Source organism: Salmonella sp. JXY0409-18, assembly GCF_020268625.1.
Taxonomy (GTDB): domain Bacteria; phylum Pseudomonadota; class Gammaproteobacteria; order Enterobacterales; family Enterobacteriaceae; genus Salmonella; species Salmonella enterica.
The window spans coordinates 2,031,217-2,056,802 of the sequence record NZ_CP084216.1 but is presented as its reverse complement, the minus strand read 5'-3'; the positions used below and the strand labels follow the sequence as shown (position 1 = coordinate 2,056,802).

Annotated in this window: 22 protein-coding genes; 8 read left to right on the top strand and 14 right to left on the bottom strand. The window is 53.9% G+C overall.

Features of this window, described 5'->3' with window-relative positions; all coding sequences use genetic code 11:
• Nucleotides 1-46: 46 nt before the first annotated feature.
• The 5 genes from narI to narK form a co-directional block, all read right to left on the bottom strand.
• Nucleotides 47-724, bottom strand: coding sequence for a respiratory nitrate reductase subunit gamma (gene narI, locus LDB27_RS09840; RefSeq protein WP_000545594.1), 678 nt, complete (start codon nucleotides 722-724; stop codon nucleotides 47-49).
• The gene (gene narJ / locus LDB27_RS09835; RefSeq protein ID WP_000571669.1) at nucleotides 724-1,434 is read right to left on the bottom strand and encodes a nitrate reductase molybdenum cofactor assembly chaperone; all 711 of its coding nucleotides are present in this window, start codon (nucleotides 1,432-1,434) and stop codon (nucleotides 724-726) included. Before narJ ends, narI begins: the two co-directional genes overlap by 1 nt.
• Entirely contained in the window at nucleotides 1,431-2,966 is a 1,536-nt protein-coding gene (gene narH / locus LDB27_RS09830; RefSeq protein WP_000702628.1) for a nitrate reductase subunit beta, read from the bottom strand. Before narH ends, narJ begins: the two co-directional genes overlap by 4 nt.
• Nucleotides 2,963-6,706, bottom strand: coding sequence for a nitrate reductase subunit alpha (locus LDB27_RS09825; RefSeq protein WP_000032869.1), 3,744 nt, complete (start codon nucleotides 6,704-6,706; stop codon nucleotides 2,963-2,965). Before LDB27_RS09825 ends, narH begins: the two co-directional genes overlap by 4 nt.
• Nucleotides 6,707-7,093: 387 nt before the next feature.
• On the bottom strand, nucleotides 7,094-8,491 hold the full coding sequence (gene narK, locus LDB27_RS09820) for a nitrate transporter NarK (protein ID WP_000019851.1): 1,398 nt from the start codon (nucleotides 8,489-8,491) through the stop codon (nucleotides 7,094-7,096).
• Nucleotides 8,492-8,829: 338 nt separating this feature from the next.
• Here narK and narX point away from each other — a divergent pair, with 338 nt between their 5' ends.
• Nucleotides 8,830-10,626: a nitrate/nitrite two-component system sensor histidine kinase NarX gene (gene narX, locus LDB27_RS09815; protein WP_000476241.1), complete on the top strand. Its 1,797-nt coding sequence runs from the start codon at nucleotides 8,830-8,832 to the stop codon at nucleotides 10,624-10,626.
• Entirely contained in the window at nucleotides 10,619-11,269 is a 651-nt protein-coding gene (gene narL, locus LDB27_RS09810; protein WP_001064598.1) for a two-component system response regulator NarL, read from the top strand. Before narX ends, narL begins: the two co-directional genes overlap by 8 nt.
• Here the strand turns inward: narL and LDB27_RS09805 are convergent, their stop codons facing one another.
• A complete protein-coding gene (locus LDB27_RS09805; protein WP_001116356.1) occupies nucleotides 11,270-12,694 on the bottom strand; it encodes a YchO/YchP family invasin in 1,425 nt (474 codons plus the stop codon).
• Nucleotides 12,695-12,870: 176 nt separating this feature from the next.
• Between LDB27_RS09805 and LDB27_RS09800 the strand changes: the two genes are divergently transcribed.
• On the top strand, nucleotides 12,871-13,224 hold the full coding sequence (locus LDB27_RS09800; RefSeq protein ID WP_001179794.1) for a DsrE/DsrF/TusD sulfur relay family protein: 354 nt from the start codon (nucleotides 12,871-12,873) through the stop codon (nucleotides 13,222-13,224).
• A gap of 79 nt (nucleotides 13,225-13,303) precedes the next feature.
• Here the strand turns inward: LDB27_RS09800 and chaB are convergent, their stop codons facing one another.
• The gene (gene chaB / locus LDB27_RS09795) at nucleotides 13,304-13,534 is read right to left on the bottom strand and encodes a putative cation transport regulator ChaB (protein ID WP_001146392.1); all 231 of its coding nucleotides are present in this window, start codon (nucleotides 13,532-13,534) and stop codon (nucleotides 13,304-13,306) included.
• A 266-nt stretch (nucleotides 13,535-13,800) separates the two neighbouring features.
• Between chaB and chaA the strand changes: the two genes are divergently transcribed.
• The gene (gene chaA / locus LDB27_RS09790; RefSeq protein ID WP_000148418.1) at nucleotides 13,801-14,901 is read left to right on the top strand and encodes a sodium-potassium/proton antiporter ChaA; all 1,101 of its coding nucleotides are present in this window, start codon (nucleotides 13,801-13,803) and stop codon (nucleotides 14,899-14,901) included.
• 53 nt (nucleotides 14,902-14,954) lie between these two features.
• On the opposite strand, the gene kdsA is transcribed toward chaA, so the two are convergent.
• From kdsA to hemA, 6 genes are read right to left on the bottom strand one after another with little or no spacing between them, the layout of a single operon-like run.
• On the bottom strand, nucleotides 14,955-15,809 hold the full coding sequence (gene kdsA / locus LDB27_RS09785) for a 3-deoxy-8-phosphooctulonate synthase (RefSeq protein ID WP_000811046.1): 855 nt from the start codon (nucleotides 15,807-15,809) through the stop codon (nucleotides 14,955-14,957).
• A 37-nt stretch (nucleotides 15,810-15,846) separates the two neighbouring features.
• Complete coding sequence (gene sirB1, locus LDB27_RS09780) at nucleotides 15,847-16,656, bottom strand: invasion regulator SirB1 (RefSeq protein WP_001257069.1); 810 nt, start codon at nucleotides 16,654-16,656, stop codon at nucleotides 15,847-15,849.
• 3 nt (nucleotides 16,657-16,659) lie between these two features.
• Nucleotides 16,660-17,049, bottom strand: coding sequence for an invasion regulator SirB2 (gene sirB2, locus LDB27_RS09775; RefSeq protein ID WP_000205402.1), 390 nt, complete (start codon nucleotides 17,047-17,049; stop codon nucleotides 16,660-16,662).
• A complete protein-coding gene (prmC, locus tag LDB27_RS09770; RefSeq protein ID WP_000347310.1) occupies nucleotides 17,046-17,879 on the bottom strand; it encodes a peptide chain release factor N(5)-glutamine methyltransferase in 834 nt (277 codons plus the stop codon). The genes sirB2 and prmC overlap by 4 nt, the downstream gene beginning before the upstream one ends.
• On the bottom strand, nucleotides 17,879-18,961 hold the full coding sequence (gene prfA / locus LDB27_RS09765) for a peptide chain release factor 1 (protein ID WP_000804708.1): 1,083 nt from the start codon (nucleotides 18,959-18,961) through the stop codon (nucleotides 17,879-17,881). Before prfA ends, prmC begins: the two co-directional genes overlap by 1 nt.
• A 40-nt stretch (nucleotides 18,962-19,001) precedes the next feature.
• Nucleotides 19,002-20,258 carry a glutamyl-tRNA reductase gene (gene hemA, locus LDB27_RS09760; RefSeq protein ID WP_000173208.1) on the bottom strand — a complete coding sequence of 419 codons (1,257 nt, stop codon included), beginning with the start codon at nucleotides 20,256-20,258 and terminating at the stop codon, nucleotides 19,002-19,004.
• A gap of 313 nt (nucleotides 20,259-20,571) precedes the next feature.
• Here hemA and lolB point away from each other — a divergent pair, with 313 nt between their 5' ends.
• From lolB to dauA, 4 genes are all read left to right on the top strand, one after another.
• The gene (gene lolB / locus LDB27_RS09755; RefSeq protein ID WP_000174481.1) at nucleotides 20,572-21,195 is read left to right on the top strand and encodes a lipoprotein insertase outer membrane protein LolB; all 624 of its coding nucleotides are present in this window, start codon (nucleotides 20,572-20,574) and stop codon (nucleotides 21,193-21,195) included.
• Nucleotides 21,192-22,043, top strand: a complete 852-nt coding sequence (gene ispE, locus LDB27_RS09750; RefSeq protein WP_225519944.1) for a 4-(cytidine 5'-diphospho)-2-C-methyl-D-erythritol kinase — start codon at nucleotides 21,192-21,194, stop codon at nucleotides 22,041-22,043. Before lolB ends, ispE begins: the two co-directional genes overlap by 4 nt.
• Before the next feature lie 265 nt (nucleotides 22,044-22,308).
• Nucleotides 22,309-23,256: a ribose-phosphate diphosphokinase gene (gene prs, locus LDB27_RS09745; RefSeq protein ID WP_001518537.1), complete on the top strand. Its 948-nt coding sequence runs from the start codon at nucleotides 22,309-22,311 to the stop codon at nucleotides 23,254-23,256.
• A 124-nt stretch (nucleotides 23,257-23,380) separates the two neighbouring features.
• Complete coding sequence (gene dauA / locus LDB27_RS09740) at nucleotides 23,381-25,066, top strand: C4-dicarboxylic acid transporter DauA (RefSeq protein WP_001037186.1); 1,686 nt, start codon at nucleotides 23,381-23,383, stop codon at nucleotides 25,064-25,066.
• Between the two features lie 44 nt (nucleotides 25,067-25,110).
• Here the strand turns inward: dauA and ychH are convergent, their stop codons facing one another.
• Complete coding sequence (gene ychH, locus LDB27_RS09735; protein ID WP_000823878.1) at nucleotides 25,111-25,389, bottom strand: stress-induced protein YchH; 279 nt, start codon at nucleotides 25,387-25,389, stop codon at nucleotides 25,111-25,113.
• Nucleotides 25,390-25,586: the final 197 nt, after the last annotated feature.

The window sequence follows — 25,586 nt, the reverse complement described above, 5'->3', positions numbered from 1 at the left end:
TGAATACATCTCAGTATTACAGTGACTTAAGCTTGTCAATGCACAATCAGTGACGCGCACGTACAATCTGATACTTGCGGGTCAGGTACTCGACCGGCACGCTCCAGATATGCACCAGGCGCGAGAATGGGAATAACAGGAACAACGTCATCCCCAGTACCAGGTGCATACGGAAGATAAAGGCTACACCGTCCAGATGTGCGGATGCGCCACCGTGGAAGGTCACAACTGACTGCGCCCACCCGACCAGCTTCATCATTTCACTCCCGTCCATATGCTGGGCGGAGAACGGAATGGTCAACAGGCCCAGCGCGCACTGAATCACCAGCAGCGAGAGAATCAAAATATCTGCTCCGGTAGTGGTGGCGCGGACACGTGGGCTGAACAGACGACGCTTGAGCAGTAAAATACCGCCAACCAGAGTCAGCACGCCGCAGGCGCCGCCGGCAATCATCGCCATCTTCTGTTTCACGTCGACCGGCAGAAAAGCTTCATACATCCAGTGCGGCGTTAACATGCCCAAGAAGTGACCGGCGAAAATACCCAAAATCCCAATGTGGAACAGGTTTGACGCCAGGTTCATTCCTTTGCGATCCAGCATCTGACTGGAAGCCGCCCGCCAGGTGTACTGACCGTAGTCGTAACGTAACCAGCTACCGATCAGAAATACCGATCCGGCAATGTACGGGTAGATATCAAAGAAGAACATATTCAGGAAGTGCATTAGTGCTGTCCTCCGGTGGTGATATTCAGATATTGCGGCGCCACGGCCCCGGCAAAACGACGCTGGTGAGCGGAGATTTCCGACTCGCCACACCCTTGATCGGCGAAGAATTTCACCCGCTCTTCTTCCCAGACCGCATCCAACGCCTGCGGGGTATCATCACGTGCTTCATTCGCAATTTTTTCAGCCACTTTGTCGCTGTCGATAACGGTATTCGCCAGTTTTAACAGCAGATCGAACAGCACCGCATAACGGCTGTCACGCTGTTGCAAACGTGCGCTGAGCAGCGCCAGAATCGGCGCGATATCCTGTAACCCCCCTAACGCTTCGCTTTTCGGCAATTGCGCAAGGTATTCCAGATACAGCGGCAGATGATCGGGAAGTTCGCGGCTGTCGAGCTGCAAACCGTGCTGCTCATACTGTGCCATCAGGTCAACCATCGCCTGACCGCGATCGCGGGACTCCCCGTGAACATGTTCAAACAGTAGCAGTGATGTGGCGCGACCACGGTCAAACAGTTCGCTATAAGCGGCCTGTACATCCAGCATGTCCTGCGCGGTTAAATCGCGCAGGAAAACGCCCAGAGTCTGGGCATCCTCTTTATCCAGGTTCTCAGATGACGCGAGCGCATCGAACAACTCCTGCTGATGCTGCCACAGGGCAGCATCCGGGTACTCGAGCAGACGCGAAACAATGACGAGTTCAATCATGCGTGCGGCTCCGTTTTGCTGGTCACATCAACAGCGTCGATGCGGCGGCTGTTGAACAGATTGAATTTGGTATCAGACCCGTGGCAACCATCGCCGAAGGTAAAGCCACAACCGTTTTTCTCCGGGAATGCGTCACGCGCCAGTTCACGATGGCTGCTCGGTACCACAAAGCGATCTTCATAGTTGGCAATCGCCAGATAACGATACATTTCCTGCGCCTGGGCTTCGCTTAAACCCACCTCTTCCAGAGCGCGGGTATCCACTTTACCGTCTACGGTTTCCGCACGTTTGTAGTGACGCATCGCCAGCATGCGTTTCAGCGCCAACAGTACCGGCTGAGTGTCGCCAGCGGTCAACAGGTTCGCCAGGTACTGCACCGGGATACGCAGACTGTCTACATCCGGCAGAATACCGTTGCTGCCCAGTTCACCCGCGTCGGCGGCAGACTGAATCGGTGACAAAGGCGGCACGTACCAGACCATCGGCAGCGTGCGGTATTCCGGATGCAGCGGCAGCGCCAGCTTCCAGTCCATCGCCATTTTGTACACTGGCGATTGCTGCGCCGCATCGATCACGCTCTGCGGCACGCCGTCCTTCAGCGCCTGCTCAATGACAGCCGGATCGTTCGGATCGAGGAACACGTCCAGTTGACGCTGGTACAGATCTTTTTCGTTTTCCGTACTGGCGGCGCTTTCAATGGCATCGGCGTCATACAGCAGTACGCCAAGATAACGGATACGGCCCACGCAGGTTTCCGAGCAAACAGTCGGCTGACCGGCTTCGATACGCGGGTAGCAGAAGATGCACTTCTCGGACTTGCCGCTCTTCCAGTTGAAGTAAATCTTCTTGTACGGGCAGCCGGTGATGCACATCCGCCAGCCGCGGCACTTGTCCTGGTCGATCAGCACGATGCCATCTTCTTCACGCTTGTAGATAGCACCGCTCGGGCAGGTCGCCACGCACGCCGGGTTGAGACAGTGCTCGCACAGGCGCGGCAGGTACATCATGAAGGTGTTTTCGAACTGGCCGTACATCGCCTTCTGCATGTTTTCGAAATTCTGATCTTTGGCGCGTTTTTCGAACTCGCCGCCCAGAATCTCTTCCCAGTTTGGCCCGCTGGTAATTTTGTCCATCCGCTGGCCGGTAATCAGCGAGCGCGGACGCGCGATCGGCTGATGTTTGCTTTCCGGCGCGGTATGCAGGTTCTGGTAGTCGTAATCAAACGGCTCGTAGTAGTCGTCGATGCCCGGCAGATGCGGGTTAGCGAAGATTTTACCTAGCAGCAGCGCCCGGTTGCCCATGCGCGGCTGTAGTTTGCCGTTGATTTTGCGGATCCAGCCGCCTTTCCATTTTTCCTGATTTTCCCAGTCATTCGGAAAACCAACGCCAGGCTTACTTTCTACGTTGTTGAACCACGCGTATTCCATACCTTCGCGACTGGTCCAGACGTTTTTACAGGTGACTGAACAGGTATGACAGCCGATGCACTTATCGAGATTCAGCACCATGCCGACTTGTGAACGAATTTTCATTTTACGCTCTCCTGTACCTGGTCATTGCCTTCGCCATCCAACCAGTTAATGTTCTTCATCTTACGTACCACCACAAACTCATCGCGGTTGGAGCCGACGGTACCGTAGTAGTTAAAGCCGTAGGCTAACTGCGCATAGCCGCCGATCATATGGGTCGGTTTCGGCGTAATGCGCGTCACCGAGTTATGAATACCGCCGCGCTGCTGGGTAATTTCCGACCCCGGCAGGTTTACGATACGTTCCTGCGCGTGGTACATCATGGTCATGCCCGCCGGTACACGCTGGCTGACCACTGCGCGTGCGGTCAATGCGCCGTTGCTGTTGAAGACTTCGATCCAGTCGTTATCTTCAATGCCCAGCTCTTTGGCGTCGGTTTCGCTCATCCATACAATCGGGCCGCCACGCGACAAGGTCAGCATCAACAGGTTATCGCTGTAGGTCGAGTGGATACCCCATTTCTGGTGCGGCGTCAGGAAGTTGAGCGCCTTCTCCGGATTACCGTTGGATTTACGCCCCATCACCGCTTTCACCGAGCGGGTGTCGATCGGTGGACGATACACCAGCAAACTTTCGCCGAAGTCGCGCATCCACTGGTGATCCTGATACAACTGTTGGCGACCAGACAGCGTACGCCACGGGATCAGCTCGTGAACGTTGGTATAACCGGCGTTATAAGAAACGTGCTCATCTTCCAGACCAGACCAGGTCGGGCTGGAGATAATTTTGCGCGGCTGGGCCTGAATATCGCGGAAGCGGATTTTCTCTTCTTCTTTATTGGTTGCCAGATGCGTATGGTCGCGACCGGTAAACTCGCTCAGCGCCGCCCAGGCTTTCACCGCCACCTGACCGTTGGTTTCCGGCGCTAACGTCAGGATCATCTCTGCCGCGTCAATCGCCGTGTTGAGCATCGGCTGACCTTTCGCCGGACCGTCCGCTTTGGTGTAATTGAGCTTACGCAGCAAGTCCATTTCGCTCTGCGTGTTCCAGGCAATCCCTTTCCCGCCGTTGCCGATTTTCTCCATCAGCGGGCCGATAGAGGTAAATCGCTCATAGGTGGCCGGATAATCGCGCTCGACGGTCATGATGTGCGGCGCGGTTTTCCCTGGAATCAGGTCGCATTCACCTTTTTTCCAGTCTTTCACGTCCAGCGGCTGCGCCAGTTCAGCGGCAGAATCGTGCTGGATCGGCAGCGTCACGACGTCAGTCTCTTTACCCAGGTGGCCTACACAGACTTCGGAGAATTTCTTCGCAATGCCTTTGTAGATTTCCCAGTCGCTTTTCGATTCCCAGGCCGGATCTACGGCGGCAGACAGCGGATGAATAAACGGATGCATATCCGAGGTATTCATATCGTCTTTTTCATACCAGGTGGCGGTCGGCAGTACGATATCGGAGTACAGGCAGGTGCTCGACAGGCGGAAGTCCAGCGTCACCACCAGATCCAGTTTGCCGTCCAGGCCATTGTCACGCCACTCCACTTCTTCCGGCTTCACACCGCCCTGTTTACCCAGATCCAGCCCCTGAATACCATGCTCAGTACCCAGCAGATATTTCAGCATGTACTCATGGCCTTTACCGGAAGACCCAAGCAGGTTAGAACGCCAGATGAACAGGTTACGCGGGTGGTTTTTACCGTTTTCCGGCTGCTCGGCGGCAAAGCGAATCGAACCCTCTTTCAGGGATTTGACGGTATAATCTACCGGCGTCATACCGGCTTTTTCCGCTTCACGCGCAATGTACAGCGGGTTGGTGCCTAACTGCGGTGCCGACGGCAACCAGCCCATACGCTCGGCGCGCACATTGAAGTCAATCAGATGCCCGCTATAGCGGGATTTGTCCGCCATCGGCGACAGTAACTCCTCGGCGGTCACCGTCTCGTAGCGCCACTGGCTGGAGTGGTTATAGAAGTAAGAGGTGCTGTTCATGTGACGCGCGGGACGCTGCCAGTCAAGGGCAAACGCCAGCGGCTGCCAGCCGGTCTGCGGACGCAGTTTTTCCTGGCCGACGTAGTGCGCCCAGCCGCCGCCGCTCTGACCAACGCAACCACAGAACACCAACATATTGATCAGCCCGCGATAGTTCATATCGAGGTGATACCAGTGGTTCAGCCCGGCGCCAACGATAATCATTGAACGCCCGTGCGTTTTGTCCGCGTTATCGGCGAACTCCCGTGCGATACGGATGATCTGCGCCCGCGGCACGCCAGTGATCTGCTCGGCCCATGCTGGCGTATACGCTTTGGTATCGTCATAACTGGCGGCACAGTTTTCATCGTTCAGGCCGCGTTCCAGACCATAGTTCGCCATGGTCAGATCGTAAACGGTGGTCACCAGCGCGGTAGAACCATCGGCCAGTTGCAGACGTTTTGCCGGCAGTTTATGCAGCAGGACGTTATCCAGCGCCACATGATTAAAGTACGCTGAACCTTCGCCGCCGAAATATGGGAAGCCCACGTCAGCAATCTCATCCTGGCTGCCCAGCAAGCTGAGCTGCAATTCAGTTTCTGCACCGGTAGTCCCGTCGCGCTGTTCGAGGTTCCATTTGCCTTTTTCGCCCCAGCGGAAACCAATTGAACCGTTTGGCGCCACCATTTCACCGTTGCTGTTAATGGCGACGGTTTTCCATTCCGGGTTATTTTCCTGCCCCAGCGAATCAACGAGATCGGCAGCGCGCAGCATACGACCTGCGGCATAATAACCATCACGCTCTTCAAGCATCACCAGCATTGGCATGTCGGTATAGCGACGGACATAATCGGTGAAGTACTGGCGCGGGTTGTCGAGGTGGAACTCGCGCAGCATGACGTGGCCCATCGCCAGCGCCATCGCCGCATCAGTCCCCTGCTTCGGCGCCAGCCACAGATCGCACAGTTTGGCGATTTCAGCATAGTCCGGCGTCACCGCGACGGTTTTGGTGCCTTTGTAACGTACTTCGGTAAAGAAGTGGGCATCCGGCGTACGGGTTTGCGGCACGTTAGAGCCCCAGGCGATAATATAGCTGGAGTTGTACCAGTCAGCGGATTCCGGCACGTCGGTCTGCTCGCCCCAGGTTTGCGGGGAGGCTGGCGGCAGGTCGCAGTACCAGTCGTAGAAGCTCAGGCAGGTACCGCCAATCAGCGAAAGATAACGTGCGCCGGAAGCGTAGGAGACCATCGACATCGCCGGGATGGGTGAGAAGCCCGCGACGCGGTCAGGGCCATAGGCTTTCACGGTGTACACGTTGGAGGCGGCGATCAGCTCGTTCACTTCCTGCCATGAGGAGCGAACAAAGCCGCCACGACCACGCGCCTGTTTGAAGCTTTTGGCTTTATCGGCATCTTCAATGATGGAGGCCCATGCCTCTACCGGATCGCGATGCAGTTTTTTCGCCTCGCGCCACATCTTCATCAGACGTTTGCGCATTAGCGGATATTTCAGTCGGTTAGCGCTGTAGAGATACCAGGAGTAACTTGCCCCGCGCGGGCAGCCGCGAGGTTCATGGTTTGGCATATCAGGACGGGTGCGCGGGTAATCGGTTTGCTGTGTTTCCCAGGTCACCAGACCATTTTTGACATAAATTTTCCAGCTACAAGAACCGGTGCAGTTCACCCCATGGGTTGAGCGCACAATTTTGTCATGCTGCCAACGTTGGCGGTATCCGTCCTCCCAGTCCCGGTTTGTTTCGAGAAGCTGGCCGTGCCCATCGGCAAAGGTTTCGCCCTTCTGCTTGAAGTAGCGAAACCGGTCCAGGAATTTACTCATCGGGTTTCTCCTGTGTGGAACCTTACGGCTCTCTGATAAATCGACATTGCTTAACTAAGGGCGAAGGTAACGCGCTGAATGGGCGTGAGAATTGATAACGATCAAGGCGGACAGGGATGCAAATGGTGCGCAAACCTCCTGCATACTCCTTTTGGATGAGGAGTTTTATTTATATATATTACTGATTTAATTACATAAAATTAAATTTACGCACGACATGAATGTTAAATTTTCAACAAGTGGGTATTAAGGGGTATCCCCGTGGATGACCGATAAAAATGTGCGTGGTCAGCCCTGTCGCGCCTCTCTTCTTGACTATAAGTATGTTGTAACTAAATGCGGGTAAAAAAAAGCGCGGTCTAACGCCGCGCAAAGGATAATCAAAAGTTACTTTTTATTTTTAGAATGACGTCCATATACCGCCCAGGTAATAACGACGCAGGCGATATAGAAAATAAGAAAGACTTTCATCGCGCCGACTGGCGAACCGGTTAATGCTAAAGATGAACCAAACGCTTTCGGAATAAAAAAGCCGCCAATCGCGCCAATCGCGGAAATAAAGCCCAGCGCCGCCGCCGTATCGGTCGCCGCTTCACGCATGGCTCTTTCGTCCGACCCGCCTTCCGCTTTTACCCGGTCCATCGTCAGTTTACGGAAGATAACGGAGATCATCTGGAAGGTAGAACCACTCCCCAGCCCCGCCGTCAGGAATAGCGCCAGAAATACCCCGTAGAATGCGACAAAGCTACCACCAACGCCGCCAGTAGGTAATGTCAGGAACAGCAGACCGCTGAAAATCGCCATCAGGACAAAGTTGATAAGCGTGACGCGAGTCCCCCCCAGACGGTCAGAAATTGCGCCGCCTGCCGAACGCGCCAGCGCGCCGATAAACGGACCGAAAAACGCATAATGCAGGATCTGCACATCCGGGAATTGCGTTTTAGACAGCATAGCGAACCCCGCGGAGAAACCGATAAACGATCCGAAGGTCGCCAGATACAGCAGACTCATGATCCACAGATGACCACGTTTGAGCACCGGCAGTTGCTCTTTTAGCGAGGCCTTAGACGTCGCCAGTTCGTTCATGCCGAACCACGCCGCCAGCGTAAAAATGGCCAGGAAAGGCACCCAAATCCAGGCCGCGTTCGCCAGATAGAGCTGAGAACCGTCCGGCTGCTCTACACCGTGGCTGCCAAAGGCGGCAAAGATAGAGAGCGAAACCACCAGCGGCGCAACCAGCTGCATCACGCTCACGCCCATATTGCCCAGACCGCCGTTCAGACCCAGCGCGCCGCCCTGCTTTTGTTTAGGAAAGAAAAAGCTGATGTTCGCCATACTGGAGGCAAAGTTCGCGCCGGCAAAACCACACAGCAAGGAAATAATAATGAAAGTGCTAAATGGCGTACTGGTATCCTGAACGGCAAAGCCTAACCATACGCAAGGCACGATGAGGATACCGGTACTGAACGCTGTCCAGCGACGTCCGCCAAATAGCGGCACCATAAAGGAGTAAGGCACCCGTAGCAGCGCGCCGGAAACAGATGGCAGCGCAGTCAACATAAAGAGCTGATCGGTCGTAAAATTAAATCCCACTTTCGGCAGGTTCACCGCCACTGCGCTGAATAGCATCCAGACGCAAAACGCCAGCAGTAAACACGGCACAGAAATCCACAGATTACGGCTAGCGACACGATGGCCGCGCTGCTGCCAGAATGCCGGATCTTCCGGACGCCATTCCGTGATAACAGCGCCAGTTGCCCTTTCCGGGGCGGATGAGTGACTCATAGACACCTCTGATTCTTGATTTGATGTCTGCCACATTAGGGTTTACTGCCGAAGGTAAGTTGATATAAATCAAAGGAAAAGTCGTCATCACCGGCGACTAAAAATAGTTATTACCCTTAATGAGTAGGCTATTTTGGTAAAAAAGCTGTGGTTTTTCACCATGCTGTGTCTGCCTACTCCTTCCCGTCGCAGATACCTCTCTACGGCGGCAATTAAGGAGTAACTCGTTATAGGTATGGGTATACTCCGCTGTATCGTTGAGAATAGCGGCACAGCCGATTGACGCCCCTTTTTTGCTACGTTTTTTCGGCGACATTACCCCGAAGAAAGAAGGTAACATGTTTAAACGGTGTTTCTCTCCTCTTACGCTGGTTAACCAATTGGCGCTGATTGTCATGCTCTCTACCGCTATCGGCGTGGCGGGGATGGCGGTTTCCGGCTGGCTTGTTCAGGGCGTACAGGGTAGCGCTCATGCGATTAATAAAGCGGGCTCATTGCGTATGCAAAGCTATCGACTACTGGCCGCTGTCCCGCTGGATGCTAAAGATCAAAAGCTGCTGGATGAGATGGAGCAAACGGCATTCAGCCCGGAACTGACCCGCGCCGCTGAGCGAGACGGGCAGCAGAAGCAGCTTAAAGCGTTGCAGGATTACTGGCATAACGAACTCTCGCCAGGGCTACAGCACGCGCAAAACGCGCACGCGGTCGCAGAAGATGTCACGCGCTTTGTAGCGGGCCTGGATCGCCTGGTGACGTCGTTCGACCATACTACTGAATTGCGTATCGAACGCGTGGTATTAGTTCACCGGGTAATGGCGATCTTTATGGCGCTATTGCTGGTATTTACGATTATCTGGCTACGTGTTCGCCTTTTGCAGCCCTGGAAACAGTTATTATCAATGGCGCGCGCCGTCAGTCAGCGCGACTTTACCCAACGTGCCAATATCAGTGGACGCAATGAGATGGCCGCGTTGGGTTCTGCGCTCAATAATATGTCTGAAGAACTGGCCGAAAGTTATGCGGTACTGGAACAGCGCGTACAGGAAAAAACAGCCGGTCTGGAACATAAAAACCAGATTCTCTCGTTTTTGTGGCAAGCCAACCGTCGGCTGCATTCACCGGCTCCGCTATGTGAGCGTCTTTCACCGGTACTGAATGGCCTGCAAAATTTAACCCAGTTGCATGATATTGAGCTGCGAGTCTATGACCTGGAAGATGAAGATAATCACCAGGAATTTACCTGTCAGTCGGACATCAGTTGCGATGATAAAGGCTGCCACCTTTGCCCACGTAGCGCCCTGCCGATGATTAACGGCGGCACCACTTTAAAATGGCGGCTCACCGATTCTCACACCCAATACGGTATTTTGCTGGCGACGCTGCCCTATGGACGCCATCTCAGCCACGATCAGCAACAGTTGGTGGACACGCTGGTTGAACAGCTTACCGCGACTCTGGCGCTCGACAGGCATCAGGAGCGCCAGCAGCAGTTGATTGTCATGGAAGAGCGTGCCACCATTGCCCGCGAACTGCACGATTCTATTGCCCAGTCGCTCTCTTGTATGAAGATGCAGGTGAGCTGCCTGCAAATGCAGGGCGACGTGTTACCGGAAAGCAGCCGTGTGTTACTCAGCCAAATTCGCAATGAGCTGAACTGCTCCTGGGCGCAACTGCGCGAACTGTTAACCACTTTCCGGTTACAGTTGACGGAACCCGGGCTACGTCCGGCGCTGGAGGCAAGCTGCCAGGAGTTCAGCGCCCGGTTTGGCTTTACGGTAAAACTGGATTATCAGCTTCCCCCCCGCCTGGTGCCTTCACACCAGGCGATACACCTGTTGCAAATTGCCAGGGAAGCCCTCAGCAACGCCCTTAAACACTCTCATGCCGACGATGTGGTGGTGACAGTGACGCAATGTGGCAAACAGGTCAAACTAAAAGTGCAGGATAATGGCTGCGGCGTCCCGGAAAACGCCGAACGCAGTAATCACTACGGCATGATCATCATGCGCGATCGGGCGCAAAGTTTGCGCGGCGATTGCCAGGTACGCCGACGCGAGACTGGCGGAACAGAGGTCACTGTTACTTTTATTCCAGAAACAAACTTCACAGAAACCCAGGGAGATACCCATGAATAATCAGGAACCGGCAACCATCCTGTTAATTGACGACCATCCGATGCTACGCACGGGTGTAAAGCAGCTTGTGAGTATGGCGCCCGATATCAGCGTGGTCGGAGAAGCCAGCAACGGTGAGCAGGGTATTGACCTGGCGGAATCGCTCGATCCCGATCTGATCCTCCTTGATTTGAATATGCCGGGAATGAATGGTCTCGAAACGCTGGATAAATTACGCGAAAAAGCGCTGTCAGGACGTATTGTCGTTTTCAGCGTATCCAACCATGAAGAAGATGTCGTCACGGCGCTAAAGCGCGGCGCGGATGGTTATCTGTTGAAAGACATGGAGCCTGAGGACTTGCTCAAAGCGTTACAACAGGCCGCCGCCGGCGAAATGGTATTAAGTGAAGCGTTAACGCCGGTACTGGCGGCCAGCCTGCGGGCCAACCGCGCCACCACCGATCGCGATGTAACGCAACTCACCCCGCGTGAGCGCGATATTCTGAAGCTCATCGCGCAGGGATTGCCGAATAAGATGATTGCCCGGCGTCTGGATATCACCGAAAGTACGGTCAAAGTGCACGTGAAACATATGCTCAAGAAAATGAAGCTGAAATCGCGCGTGGAGGCCGCCGTCTGGGTGCATCAGGAACGTATCTTTTAATTATTGCTCTTGGAACGGTTGCCAATGCGGATTATCGTCCGGCATCGTGATAAACGGTTCAGTCAGCGCGAGCGTGATCTCATTGGAAGAGACACGCTGACCTTTTTCATCCTCAACTACCACCGATAAACGCCAGCGATTTGCCGCGCCTTCGCGGTGATCCCAGGCCGGCATAATGATTGTCCAGCCCTCGGTACTGCGGGTGTCCGTTCCTGCCGTCAAACTTAATGCCTGTGTATCGCCCTGCCAGCTCAAATGACGAATACCGTGCACGCTGCGCACCTGCAATTTTAACGCAACCGTCTCACCAGGCGTAAGATCCCAGGGCGGCGTCGCCAGAAAAACCGTTAACGTTTTACGCTGCCGATACTCCATTGTCGGCAGCGAGTTACGTTGCGGCGTATCATAGCGGCTACCGCGTAATGACTGGCTTTGCGCCACTTCACTGGCGGCAAGCTGCTTTTTGAGCGACATGCCGAAGCGGTAGTTAAGCGTCAGCCCCAGGTTATTCTGACTGACCCCGCTCTCGCCCTGTTTGTGCTGGGCGGTCACGGTAAGCAAAGGTACTGGCGTATAGTTGAGACCCAGTTTTAACGCGACAGGATTGTGATACCCCGTTCCGGAGTCAAACAGATCCACGCTATCGCCAAAGTACTGCTCCAGACTAACGCTGGTATTGATATGCTGGTAAAACGGCAGGCGCATTTGCGCGTTGATATCATATCCGCGCGCCATTCGCTGTTCTAAGGTCGCCGTATGCGTCTGCCAGTCGGCAAAAGGCTGATAATAGTTGGCGGATAAACGCAAATATTCGCCCCACGCCTCCGCGCCAAAGCCGGCGCGCTGCAGATTTTCATCCAGCAGATTATCGTAAAAGGTATTATAGCCAAGAAGCCAGCCATCCTGCGCCCAGCGCTGTCCTACGCCAACGTTGCTTACCAGTCCGTCAGTCTGTTGCGTAAGGCCAAGCTGGCTCCAGGTCAGATAGCGCTGTTTATCCTGTAAAGGGATAAACCAGCTTCCGCGACTGCCGTTAAAATGACCTTCGTTATCGACGTTAATATCAACGCTGGCGCTGCCCCAGGCTGATAACCAGCTTTCAAGCTGCTGGTTAACCTGCTCGCTGACCACATCGCGTACCTGTCCGAAAGCGAATTGCCGCGCCTGTTCACCAGTATCCAGATCGTTATTTTTCATGCTGGCTTCGCCAAACGCTTTGGCCATCTCGGCAAAATGCTTTTCCCCTTCGTGGGATTCCGGCATCATGCCTAAATCCGGCAGACGGTTTTGCGTGAAAGGATCTTGCGCCTGCGCACAGATCGTACCACTGGCAGTCAGCAAGAGAAGCGAGAGTGAGAATGAACGAAAAACAATACGGCTCAACGTGTCGGCAACTTCTACAACAAAAGATAAGAGGAATGGCATCAGAGTAAACCATAACGTGTCCGGACAGGTTTTGCAGCCTTTTCTCGTGCTTCCAGGAATATCCTTATTTTTTCCGCAGAGCGTCCCGGGATTTTATCCACGCATTTGGCGGCACCCGGTTCCCGAGGTAACATAACGCCATTGCCGACAAAATTTCTCAAGGAGAAGGGTTATCCATGCAAAATATCGTCATTATCGCTAACGGCGCCGCCTACGGCAGCGAATCATTATTTAATAGCCTGCGTCTGGCCATTGCGCTGCGCGAGCAGGAAAGCCATCTCGATTTACGCCTGTTTTTGATGTCAGATGCCGTAACCGCAGGGTTACGCGGTCAAAAACCAGCCGAAGGCTACAATATTCAGCAAATGCTGGAAATTCTGACCGCGCAAAACGTACCGGTAAAATTATGCAAAACCTGTGCGGACGGACGTGGTATCACTCCCCTGCCGCTGATTGACGGTGTGGAAATCGGAACGCTGGTCGAGCTGGCGCAATGGACGCTGGCGGCGGACAAAGTGCTGACATTTTAAATCTGTACGCGGGAAAAGCTCCCGCGTCAGGATAGACTTCCGGCAAGAAAATCAGGCTAACACGCGAGTAATACCGCGTTCATTTTTTCTTATGCCATTTATCATCCTCGCCTTTTTCATAATCGTTTTTAACCGCCGCCCAGGCGACTTTGTGTGCGGTTTCCTCGCGACTGGCGTCATCACGACGATCGGCTTTATCTTTATATTGCTCCCAGGCGCTATTAAACGCTTCTTTGTAAATGTCCTGGGCATGAGCTGGAAGAACATTCCGCACATTATCGGGTAAATCACTTTTGGCTTTATACGGCATCCGCACCTCCGTCTTCAGGGAAAACATTAAGTGTGGTAAACAATGCGTTATTACGCCAGTCGAGGAGGATTTTTGCTTTTTACGGAAATTAACTTTTTGTTATTTAAACAGTGTTAAAACAAGATGGTTGTTTTACTGACCTTGAAAGAAAAAAATCGTCTACGCCGTAAAACTACGTAAAAAACCGCTAAAAAAATACAAATTTCTGCTATTTTTACCTTCTTTACTCTTTCCAAAATATTAACACCTGCACAAGGGAGACCCTCATGACACATGCCTGTGAGGCGGTGAAAACCCGCCATAAGGAGACTTCGCTTATTTTCCCGGTTCTTGCGCTGGTAGTGCTGTTCCTTTGGGGAAGCAGCCAGTCACTACCAGTGGTTATTGGCATCAATATCCTTGCACTTATTGGTATTTTAAGCAGCGCATTTAGCGTGGTCCGTCATGCCGATGTATTAGCGCACCGACTCGGCGAACCCTACGGATCGCTTATTTTAAGCCTGTCCGTCGTTATTCTTGAAGTGAGTTTAATTTCAGCGCTGATGGCCACCGGCGATGCTGCGCCAACGCTTATGCGTGATACGCTCTACTCTATTATTATGATTGTCACCGGGGGACTGGTCGGTTTCTCGTTGTTGTTGGGCGGGCGTAAATTCGCAACGCAATATATGAATTTATTCGGGATTAAGCAGTATCTTATCGCGCTGTTTCCGCTGGCGATTATTGTGCTGGTTTTTCCCATGGCATTGCCGCAAGCTAATTTCTCTACCGGTCAGGCATTATTGGTCGCGTTAATTTCTGCCGCGATGTACGGCGTATTTTTGTTGATTCAAACCAAAACGCACCAGAGCTTATTTATCTATGAACATGAAGATGAAGGCGATGATGACAATCCACACCACGGTAAACCCTCCGCGCACAGTAGCGGCTGGCATACGGTCTGGTTACTCATTCATTTAATTGCGGTCATTGCCGTTACCAAAATGAATGCCAGCCCGCTGGAGGCGTTGCTGACCAGCATGAACGCCCCGGTCGCCTTTACCGGTTTCCTGGTCGCGTTGTTAATTCTCTCGCCGGAAGGACTGGGAGCGCTGAAGGCAGTACTGAATAATCAGGTTCAGCGGGCAATGAATCTGTTCTTCGGATCGGTGTTGGCGACGATTTCATTAACCGTGCCGGTCGTCACGCTCATCGCCTGGGCGACAGGTAATGATCTGGTGTTTGGTTTAGGCGCGCCGGAAATGGTAGTGATGGTGGCCTCGTTAGTGCTGTGCCATATTTCGTTCTCTACCGGACGCACCAACGTGCTAAACGGCGCGGCGCATCTGGCTTTATTTGCCGCCTATCTGATGACGATTTTTGCCTGATATAAAAAAGCCGGATAGTATCTTATCCGGCCTACACAAGCTAAAAACCTCAATCAGTTCTCGGTATCCAGCTCGTCGAAGCTTTTCACCAAATCATCAATCGCTTTTATCTGGGTCAGGAACTGCTCCAGTTTCGCCAGCGGCAGCGCGGAAGGACCGTCGCACTTCGCGTTAGCCGGGTCCGGATGCGACTCCAGGAACAGGCCAGCCAGACCGACAGCCATACCGGCGCGCGCCAGCTCGGTCACCTGACCACGACGACCACCCGAGGCGGCGCCAAATGGGTCGCGGCATTGCAACGCATGGGTAACGTCGAAAATCACCGGCGAGTTGCCGGAGACCTTTTTCATCACGCTAAAGCCCAGCATATCCACCACCAGGTTGTCATAACCGAAGTTCGCGCCGCGATCGCACAGAATCACCTTATCGTTACCGCCCTCATGGAACTTATCCACGATATTGCCCATCTGACCCGGGCTTACGAACTGCGGCTTTTTCACGTTAATCACAGCGCCGGTTTTCGCCATCGCTTCCACCAGGTCGGTCTGGCGCGCCAGAAACGCCGGGAGCTGAATCACGTCAACCACATCAGCAACAGGCTGCGCCTGGCTGGCTTCATGGACGTCAGTGATCACTTTTACGCCAAATGTCTGCTTGAGTTCCTGGAAGATTTTCATCCCTTCTTCCAGACCCGGCCCGCGGTAAGAGTGAATAGAGGAACGGTTGGCTTTATCAAAAGAGGCCTTGAACACGTAAGGAATACCCAGCTTCTGGGTAACGGTTACGTAGTGCTCACAAATGCGCATTGCCAGATCGCGTGACTCCAACACGTTCATACCGCCAAACAGCACAAACGGCAGGTCATTTGCCACCTTAATGTCGCCAATGTTAACCACTTTTTGTTTCATAGGATCGCCTTACACTTATAGGTAAAATGTCGGTTAATTAATGTAGAACAATTTGCTTGTGCGCAATGGTGTTGATCTGCGCACGAATCATTTCGCTGATCGGGTCTTCCGGACACTGTTCAACGAAGTAGCTTAAATCAGTCAGCGCAACGTGTTCACACTCAAGCTGCGCGTAGATCAACCCGCGGTCACGGATTTCGTAAGGATCTTCCGGGTTAAATTGCAACAATGCTTCGCTAACGCGCAGCGCCAGCTCCATTTGCCGTTCCTCCATCAGCGAGGATTTCAGCGTATCCAGTAGCTTACGAATCACTTCGGCGTTATCCGCCTCGTCCAAATCTTCGTTAAACAACTCGGCGACCGGACTAATATTGCCTTTTAACCAGACTTCCAGAGTATGTTCATCAAGCGTTTCACCGTTGAACGGGTTAATCAGCCACATTTCCCCTTCCAGCGATTCAATACGCAAAATCAACTGCGTTGGGAAGATAACGGGCACCAACGGCAAATCAAGACGGTTTGCTACCCATAATAAAATAGCGCCCAACGATACCGCGCTCCCCTGGCGTTTTTTCAGGACTTTATCGAGCCATAAAGCATCAGAAAGACGGTAAACGCCACGGGAATCCGTGAACCCCCACTCGCCGTAAAAAAGTGCCAGCAATTTTTCCAGTTGCTCATCCTGAGACAGGAGCTGGCTAATTTCTTCCTGCGCCAGACTGACCAGACGTTCCAGTTCGTCGTAGACAAACTGCGTGGGAAAATCCAGGCGAATCATCTCTGATGCCAGGATCATGCCATCACACAGCGGCGCATTGTTAAATTCGAAATCAGCTAACGACCTCATGACTTACCCCAGTAACGGTATTTTTGTGGTGGCGAGTTTAATGATGATGTACAGCACCACCAGCGCCAGCGGAAAAGCGATAAAACGCACCTGCTGGCTGCGCGCCTGACGATAATCAAGCGCAATAAAACCCAAAACGATGTAGATGATAACGCCAAACAGTTTTTCAGTCAGCCATGAGCCCGACTCCGTGAATGGCAGGATGTGCGTTTTAACGATTAACCCGATACCGCTAAGCAGTAACAGGGTATCTATGACGGGAGGCACGATTCGTGTCCAGCGCGCGGCGGCCAACGCATGGCCGCAATAGCGCCACCAGTAACGAGCGACAAACAAACTGACGGAGAGCGCAACACAGATAAGATGAAGCGTGAGCAACATTGCAGTTGTCATGGCGTAAAACGTCCGCAGGTCACGCGTTCATTACCACCATAATCACGACACGTTTCTACATCCGAGTAACCAGACCGCCTGAAAACCGCTCTTACCGCTTCGCCCTGCTGCCAGCCGTGTTCCAGCAGCAGGAAGCCGCCGGGCGTTAACATCTGGCGGGCATTATCGATAATATGCGTAAGATCCGCCATACCGTTTTCGTCCGCCACCAACGCCGAGCGCGGTTCAAAGCGTACATCGCCTTCGCTAAGGTGCGGGTCCTGCGCGTCAATGTAGGGCGGATTGCTGACAATCATGTCGAACTGCTGCCCCGATAGCGCGCTGAACCAACAACTTTGCAGTATACGCACATTCCGGATAGCCAAATGTTCCGCGTTGCGTATCGCCAGCGCAACCGCATCAGGCATACGATCGACCGCAGTCACCTCACAATCCGGTCGCTCGCAGGCCAGCGCCAGCGCAATCGCGCCAGTTCCGGTGCCTAAATCCAGAATACGACAGGTTTTGACCGGCAATCGCGCCAACGCCTGTTCAACCAGACATTCGGTATCCGGGCGCGGGATTAGCGTGGCGGGAGAAACGAAGAGCGGCAGCGACCAGAATTCGCGTAAGCCCGTCAGGTACGCAATGGGTTCGCCCTGTTTACGCCGCTGCAGCAGATCCGCGAGCTGTTGTTGCTGGACGTCAGTAAGCGGCGTTTCGCCAAAGGCCATGATATACGTCCGCCCCTTGCCCGTAACGTACTCAAGCAGGATCTCGGCGTCGCGCCGGGGGCTGTCGCTGTCCCGGAGCTGGTTTACCGCCTCATGCAGCCAGTGCTGAAAATCCATTATTCCTGCTCGGACAACGCGGCTAACAGGTCAGCCTGATGTTCCTGAACAATCGGCTCAATCAGCATATCCAACTTACCTTCCATCGTTTCATCAAGGCGATATAACGTCAGATTAATACGATGATCGGTCACGCGCCCCTGCGGGAAATTATAGGTCCGGTTACGATCGCTGCGATCGCCGCTGCCAAGCAGGTTGCGGCGCGTTGACGCCTCGGCCTGCTGGCGTTTTGCCGTTTCGGCGGCGTGAATACGCGCCCCGAGCACCGAGAGCGCTTTCGCTTTGTTTTTATGCTGCGAACGCTCGTCCTGGCATTCCACCACGATGCCGGTCGGCAAGTGGGTAATACGGATAGCGGAGTCGGTGGTGTTAACGTGCTGACCGCCCGCGCCGGAAGAACGAAACGTATCAATGCGCAGATCCGCCGGGTTAATATCCGGCAGCTCGGCTTCCGGCAGCTCCGGCATCACGGCGACGGTACAGGCGGAGGTATGGATACGCCCCTGCGACTCGGTCGCCGGAACACGCTGTACGCGGTGTCCGCCGGACTCAAATTTCAGTCGGCCATACACGCCGTCGCCGCTGATTTTGGCGATGATCTCTTTATAACCGCCATGCTCGCCTTCGCTCATGCTCATGATCTCCACGCGCCAGCGGCGCGATTCGGCATAACGGCTGTACATGCGGAACAGATCGCCGGCAAACAGCGCGGCTTCATCGCCGCCGGTGCCGGCGCGAACCTCAAGGAACGCGTTTCGTTCATCGTCCGGATCTTTCGGCAGCAGCAGTACCTGTAACTGTTGCTCCAGTTGTTCGCTTTTTTCTTTCGCTTCGCGCAGTTCTTCCTGCGCCATTTCTCGCATTTCAGGATCGTCGAGCATCATCTGAGCCGTCTCGATATCGTCCTGAACCTGTTGCCAGTCCGTAAAACAGCGAGAAACGTCGCTTAATTGCGCATATTCGCGCGACAATGCGCGAAAGCGGTCCTGGTCGGCGATAATTCCCGCATCGCCCAGCAACGCCTGAACTTCCTCATGGCGTTCGTGCAGGGCTTCCAGTTTGGCAACGATAGAAGGCTTCATAGGCGTAAATTCACCCTGTAAAAAAGTGTGGTGTGTGCTGCTACTCCAGCCCGAGGCTGTCGCGCAGAATATTCAGGCGTTCGTCATCCCCGTCACGGGCAGCCTGTTGAAGTGATTTCGTTGGCGCATGAATCAGGCGGTTGGTCAGTTTCCATGCCAGATCCTGCAAGATGGCTTGCGCATCACCGCCCTGTTGAAGGGCCGACAGCGCTTTGGTAGTCAGTTCGTCACGAATCTGCTCCGACTGACTACGGTATTCCCGAATGGTCTCGCTGGCCCCCTGGGCGCGTAGCCAGGCCATAAACTCGCTGGCTTCCTGCTCAACAATCGTTTCCGCTTCTACCGCCGCAGCCTGACGCTGCGCCAGATTATGCGAAATGATGCTCTGTAAATCATCGACGCTATAAAGATAAGCGTTCGCCAGTTTGCCGACTTCCGGCTCAACGTCGCGCGGTACGGCGATATCCACCAGCAGCATCGGCTGGTTGCGACGGCTTTTTAATGCGCGCTCCACCATGCCTTTACCGATAATCGGCAGCGGGCTGGCGGTCGAACTGATGATAATATCGGCATCCTGCAAACGGGCGTCGATATCGCTGAGCGAGATAACCTCAGCGCCTACTTCATCCGCCAGGGCTTGCGCGCGCTCGCGGGTTCGGTTGGCGATAATCATCTTTTGTACTTTATGCTCGCGCAGGTGACGCGCCACTAGTTCAATAGTTTCGCCCGCGCCAACTAACAGTACAGTGACCGTCGAGAGCGATTCAAAGATTTGGCGAGCGAGCGTACAGGCGGCAAACGCGACGGAGACGGCGCTGGCGCCGATATCGGTTTCAGTCCGCACTCGCTTGGCGACGGAAAACGACTTCTGAAACATTCGCTCCAGCGCGCTGGCGTTAAGGTGGCCTTTTTGCGAATCCGCAAACGCTTTTTTCACCTGACCGAGGATTTGCGGTTCGCCCAGCACCAGTGAATCCAGACCGCTGGCGACGCGCATCAGGTGGCTGACGGCGTCATTGTCCTGATGCCAGTACAGACTGTTGCGCAGATCGTCCTCGTTCAGGTTATGGTAATCGCATAACCAGCGGATCAGCGCTTCCTGCAGGTTATCCTGCTCTTCCACGCTCAAATACAGTTCTGTACGGTTACAGGTTGACAGCACGACCCCGCCCTGCACCATTGGCTGCGCAAGCAGGCTGTCCAGCGCCTGATCAAGCGTGTCCGGCGAAAACGTTACGCGTTCTCGCAGCGATACAGGTGCCGTTTTATGGTTAATACCGAGCGCTAAAAGGGTCATGTCTGCGGGAGTAGTACCAGCGTTGATATGGTTAGTCTGCTTGCATCATACAGGATGCGCGTGGTCAATAAAAGAGAGAGCCCCCTTTTGGAGTAATTGGCAGCGCTCGCTAATTTGATGATTTAAGACAACTTGAAAGTAGACGATGTCACCAGGCGGCGCTAGCATTAAAGGCTATAACTGTAACCGATAGCAAAAATTTGCCGAATCGCGGCGCGAACGTTTTTACAGCCTGCAGGTTCAGTTTTCAGGCCTGATAAGCGTAACGCCATCAGGCAATTATTGCACCGTATCACAAGGATTCGTCATCACTATGACCCTGCCCGATTTTCGCCTGATTCGTCTACTGCCGTTAGCAAGCCTGGTTCTCACCGCCTGTACGCTTCCTGGGCATGAAGGCCCGGGCAAGAGCCCGGATTCCCCTCAGTGGCGCCAGCATCAGCAAGAGGTGCGTCATCTGAATCAATACCAGACGCGCGGCGCCTTTGCTTACATCTCAGATGATCAGAAAGTCTATGCGCGCTTCTTCTGGCAACAGACCGGACAGGATCGCTACCGCCTGCTGCTTACCAACCCGCTGGGCAGCACCGAGCTGGAGCTTAACGCCCAGCCGGGCAACGTCCAGTTGGTGGATAACAAAGGCCAGCGTTATACCGCCGATGACGCCGAAGAGATGATCGGCAAACTCACCGGGATGCCGATTCCGTTAAACAGCCTGCGGCAGTGGATCCTCGGTCTGCCTGGCGATGCCACCGACTACAAACTGGACGACCAGTATCGCCTGAGCGAAGTGAACTATCGCCAGGATGGTAAAAACTGGAAAGTGGTTTACGGTGGCTATGACAGCAAAACGCAGCCTGCCATGCCTGCCAATATGGAGCTTTCAGACGGCAGTCAGCGCATTAAGCTGAAAATGGATAACTGGATTGTGAAATGATGACCCATTGGCCTTCTCCGGCAAAATTAAATCTGTTTTTATATATCACCGGACAGCGAGCAGACGGCTACCACACGCTGCAGACGCTGTTTCAGTTTCTGGATTATGGCGACACACTCCACATCGAACCGCGTCACGATGGCGAAATCCATTTATTAACGCCGGTTACCGGCGTTGAAAATGAAGACAATCTGATCGTCCGCACCGCGCGGCTGTTGATGAAAGCCGCCTCGGAGAGTGGACGCCTGCCCGTCGGAAGCGGTGCGGATATCAGCATTGAGAAGCGCCTTCCCATGGGCGGCGGTCTGGGCGGCGGCTCGTCTAACGCCGCGACCGTTCTGGTGGCGCTCAATCATCTTTGGCAATGCGGGCTTTCCATTGATGAACTGGCGACGCTCGGCCTGACGCTCGGCGCCGACGTCCCGGTCTTTGTTCGTGGCCACGCCGCGTTTGCCGAAGGCGTAGGCGAAATATTAACGCCGGTGAATCCGCCGGAAAAATGGTATCTGGTCGCGCACCCTGGCGTAAGCATTCCGACGCCGGTTATCTTTAAAGATCCTCAATTGCCGCGTAATACGCCAAAAAGGTCAATAGATACGTTACTAAAATGTGAATTCAGCAATGATTGCGAGGTTATCGCAAGAAAACGTTTTCGCGAGGTTGATGCGGCGCTTTCCTGGCTGTTAGAATACGCGCCGTCGCGCCTGACTGGGACAGGGGCCTGTGTCTTTGCTGAATTCGATACAGAGTCTTGTGCTCGCCAGGTGCTTGAGCAAGCCCCGGAATGGCTCAATGCTTTTGTGGCGAAGGGTGTCAACCTCTCCCCATTGCATCGAGAGTTACTCTAACGCATTCGGGTTTCAGGAAGATGGCGAAATGACGAGTCGCCGGTCATATATGCCGTATTTGACCGGTGTGAGGCATTGATACCAGCGCACATGAAACGTGAATGAAGACGAGTAAGCCGGGCAAGCTGAGCTTCGGTGACAACGTCACCTTGTTCCAGACGTTGCATCGCGCTCTTTAATACACCGCCTGGATAGGATTTTGCCTGGCCCGCACAGTTTTCGGCAGATTCTTTCCACCAATGGACGCATGCCTGAGGTTCTTCTCGTGCCTGATATGAAGCTTTTTGCTGGTAACGCCACCCCGGAACTAGCACAACGTATTGCCAACCGCCTGTACACTTCTCTCGGCGACGCCGCCGTAGGTCGCTTTAGCGACGGCGAAGTCAGCGTACAAATCAACGAAAATGTACGCGGTGGTGATATTTTCATCATCCAGTCCACTTGTGCCCCAACCAACGACAACCTGATGGAATTGGTCGTTATGGTTGATGCCCTGCGTCGTGCTTCCGCAGGTCGTATCACCGCCGTTATCCCCTACTTTGGCTATGCACGTCAGGACCGTCGCGTACGTTCCGCCCGTGTGCCGATTACCGCAAAAGTTGTCGCTGACTTCCTGTCCAGCGTCGGCGTTGACCGCGTTCTCACCGTAGATCTGCATGCTGAACAGATCCAGGGCTTCTTTGACGTTCCGGTTGATAACGTGTTCGGTAGCCCAATCCTGCTCGAAGATATGCTGCAACTGAATCTGGATAACCCGATCGTGGTTTCCCCGGATATTGGCGGCGTGGTTCGTGCCCGCGCTATCGCTAAGCTGCTGAACGATACCGATATGGCTATCATTGATAAACGTCGTCCGCGCGCGAACGTTTCTCAGGTGATGCACATCATCGGCGACGTCGCTGGCCGTGACTGCGTGCTGGTTGATGATATGATCGATACCGGCGGTACTCTGTGCAAAGCAGCAGAAGCATTGAAAGAACGTGGCGCTAAACGCGTGTTTGCCTACGCGACGCACCCGATCTTCTCAGGCAATGCGGCAAACAACCTGCGCAACTCCGTCATTGATGAAGTCGTTGTCTGCGACACCATTCCGCTGACCGACGAAATCAAAGCGCTGCCGAACGTGCGTACCTTGACCCTGTCAGGTATGCTGGCCGAAGCGATTCGCCGTATCAGCAACGAAGAATCGATTTCCGCCATGTTCGAGCATTGATCGAACCCGGATCTGAAACCCGCTGCGGCGGGTTTTTTTGTCTGTAACACCCTTTTGTATGACTTATGCCTCCTTCACCTGCCATTTAGTTGACAGATGATGCGCTCATGGATGAAACATTATTGTGAACAAATTATTTTCCTCACATGTGATGCCTTTCCGCGCTCTCATCGATGCTTGCTGGAAAGAAAAATATACCGCCTCCCGGTTCACCCGTGATGTGATAGCCGGGATCACCGTCGGGATTATTGCTATCCCGCTGGCGATGGCGCTGGCAATTGGCAGTGGCGTTGCGCCGCAATATGGCCTCTATACCTCCGCTGTCGCCGGGATCGTGATCGCGCTAACCGGCGGCTCGCGCTTTAGCGTTTCCGGCCCTACCGCCGCGTTTGTGGTGATTTTGTATCCGGTATCGCAACAGTTTGGTCTGGCGGGCCTACTGGTCGCCACGCTGATGTCGGGCTTCTTCCTGATCCTTTTCGGCCTGGCGAGACTGGGGCGATTGATTGAATATATCCCGGTGTCGGTCACGTTGGGTTTTACCTCAGGGATTGGTATTACCATCGGTACCATGCAGATTAAAGATTTTCTTGGTCTGCAGATGGCCCATGTGCCAGAGCACTATTTGCAGAAAGTCGGCGCGCTGTTTATGGCGTTGCCCACCGTCAATATTGGCGATGCCGCCATTGGCGTGGTAACGCTGGGAACGTTGATTTTCTGGCCGCGTCTCGGTATTCGTCTGCCAGGACATCTTCCCGCGCTGCTGGCCGGTTGCGCCGTAATGGGGATTGTTAATCTGCTGGGCGGCAATGTGGCGACTATCGGCTCACAGTTCCATTACGTTCTGGCTGACGGCACTCAGGGCAACGGCATCCCGCAGCTCCTGCCGCAACTGATGCTGCCGTGGAGTCTTCCAGGCTCCGATTTCACGCTAAGCTGGGATTCACTGCGCGCGCTGCTGCCAGCGGCTTTCTCAATGGCAATGCTGGGGGCAATCGAATCATTGCTCTGCGCCGTCGTGCTGGACGGCATGACCGGCACCAAACATAAAGCTAACAGCGAACTTATCGGCCAGGGGCTGGGGAATATGGTCGCGCCGTTCTTTGGCGGCATCACCGCCACCGCCGCGATTGCCCGCTCTGCCGCCAACGTTCGCGCTGGCGCGACCTCTCCCGTCTCGGCGGTAATTCACGCTATCCTGGTCATTCTGGCGCTACTGGTCTTAGCCCCGCTACTCTCTTGGCTGCCGCTTTCCGCGATGGCGGCGCTACTGCTGATGGTGGCATGGAATATGAGTGAAGCCCATAAAGTGGTGGATCTGTTACGCCATGCGCCGAAAGACGACATCATCGTTATGCTGCTGTGCATGTCATTAACGGTTCTGTTTGATATGGTCATCGCCATCAGCGTGGGGATTGTTCTTGCTTCCCTGCTGTTTATGCGCCGTATTGCGCGAATGACTCGACTTGCGCCGGTCAATGTCGATGTGCCTGATGATGTGCTGGTGCTGCGTGTTATCGGTCCGCTCTTTTTCGCCGCGGCGGAAGGGCTGTTTACCGACCTTGAGTCACGTATTAAGGGCAAACGTATCGTCGTTCTGAAATGGGACGCAGTACCAGTGCTGGATGCAGGCGGGCTTGATGCTTTTCAGCGTTTTGTGAAGCGTCTGCCGGAGGGTTGCGAATTGCGTATCAGTAACCTGGAGTTCCAACCGCTGCGCACAATGGCGCGTGCCGGTATCAAACCTATTCCTGGGCGTCTGACCTTCTTCCCGAACAGGACGGAGGCGTTAGCGGATTTACTCAGTTAATGGACAATGCCCGGTGGCGATAACGCTTACCGGGCCTGAACCGGTTAGCTATGACGACGATTGTCGTTACGGCGGCAACGTTTGTCATAGTGACGTACCCACCAATATTTGTCGCTCACCTGCTCATGCCCCCCTACACGAGCCCCCGCCAGCCAAAGAACTGCACCGACAAAAATGCTCAGTATTGCGCCATGCGCAAAAAATTGCGGCAAATTAAACTGCGGCAGTTGGTTTAAAATAGAGTAACCCACGCCGACAACCATCACGACCAGCCCCAACCCCATCAGCACGTTACCGAATAACGAAGCGTTTTTGCGTTTCATATGTCACCTCCGGAACTTTTGGGTTGTTTTTAGGAAATCCCCCTAAACTTTATGTGTAAAGTATAGACAACACTTTCGTTTGTAAGTGCGGCTGTGATCACAAATGTAAAGTTTCATTTAACAAAACTTTACAAATAACACACTGAACAGTTTACATTTTTAATAATCAATGCTGGCAATTATTTAATTTACTTCAG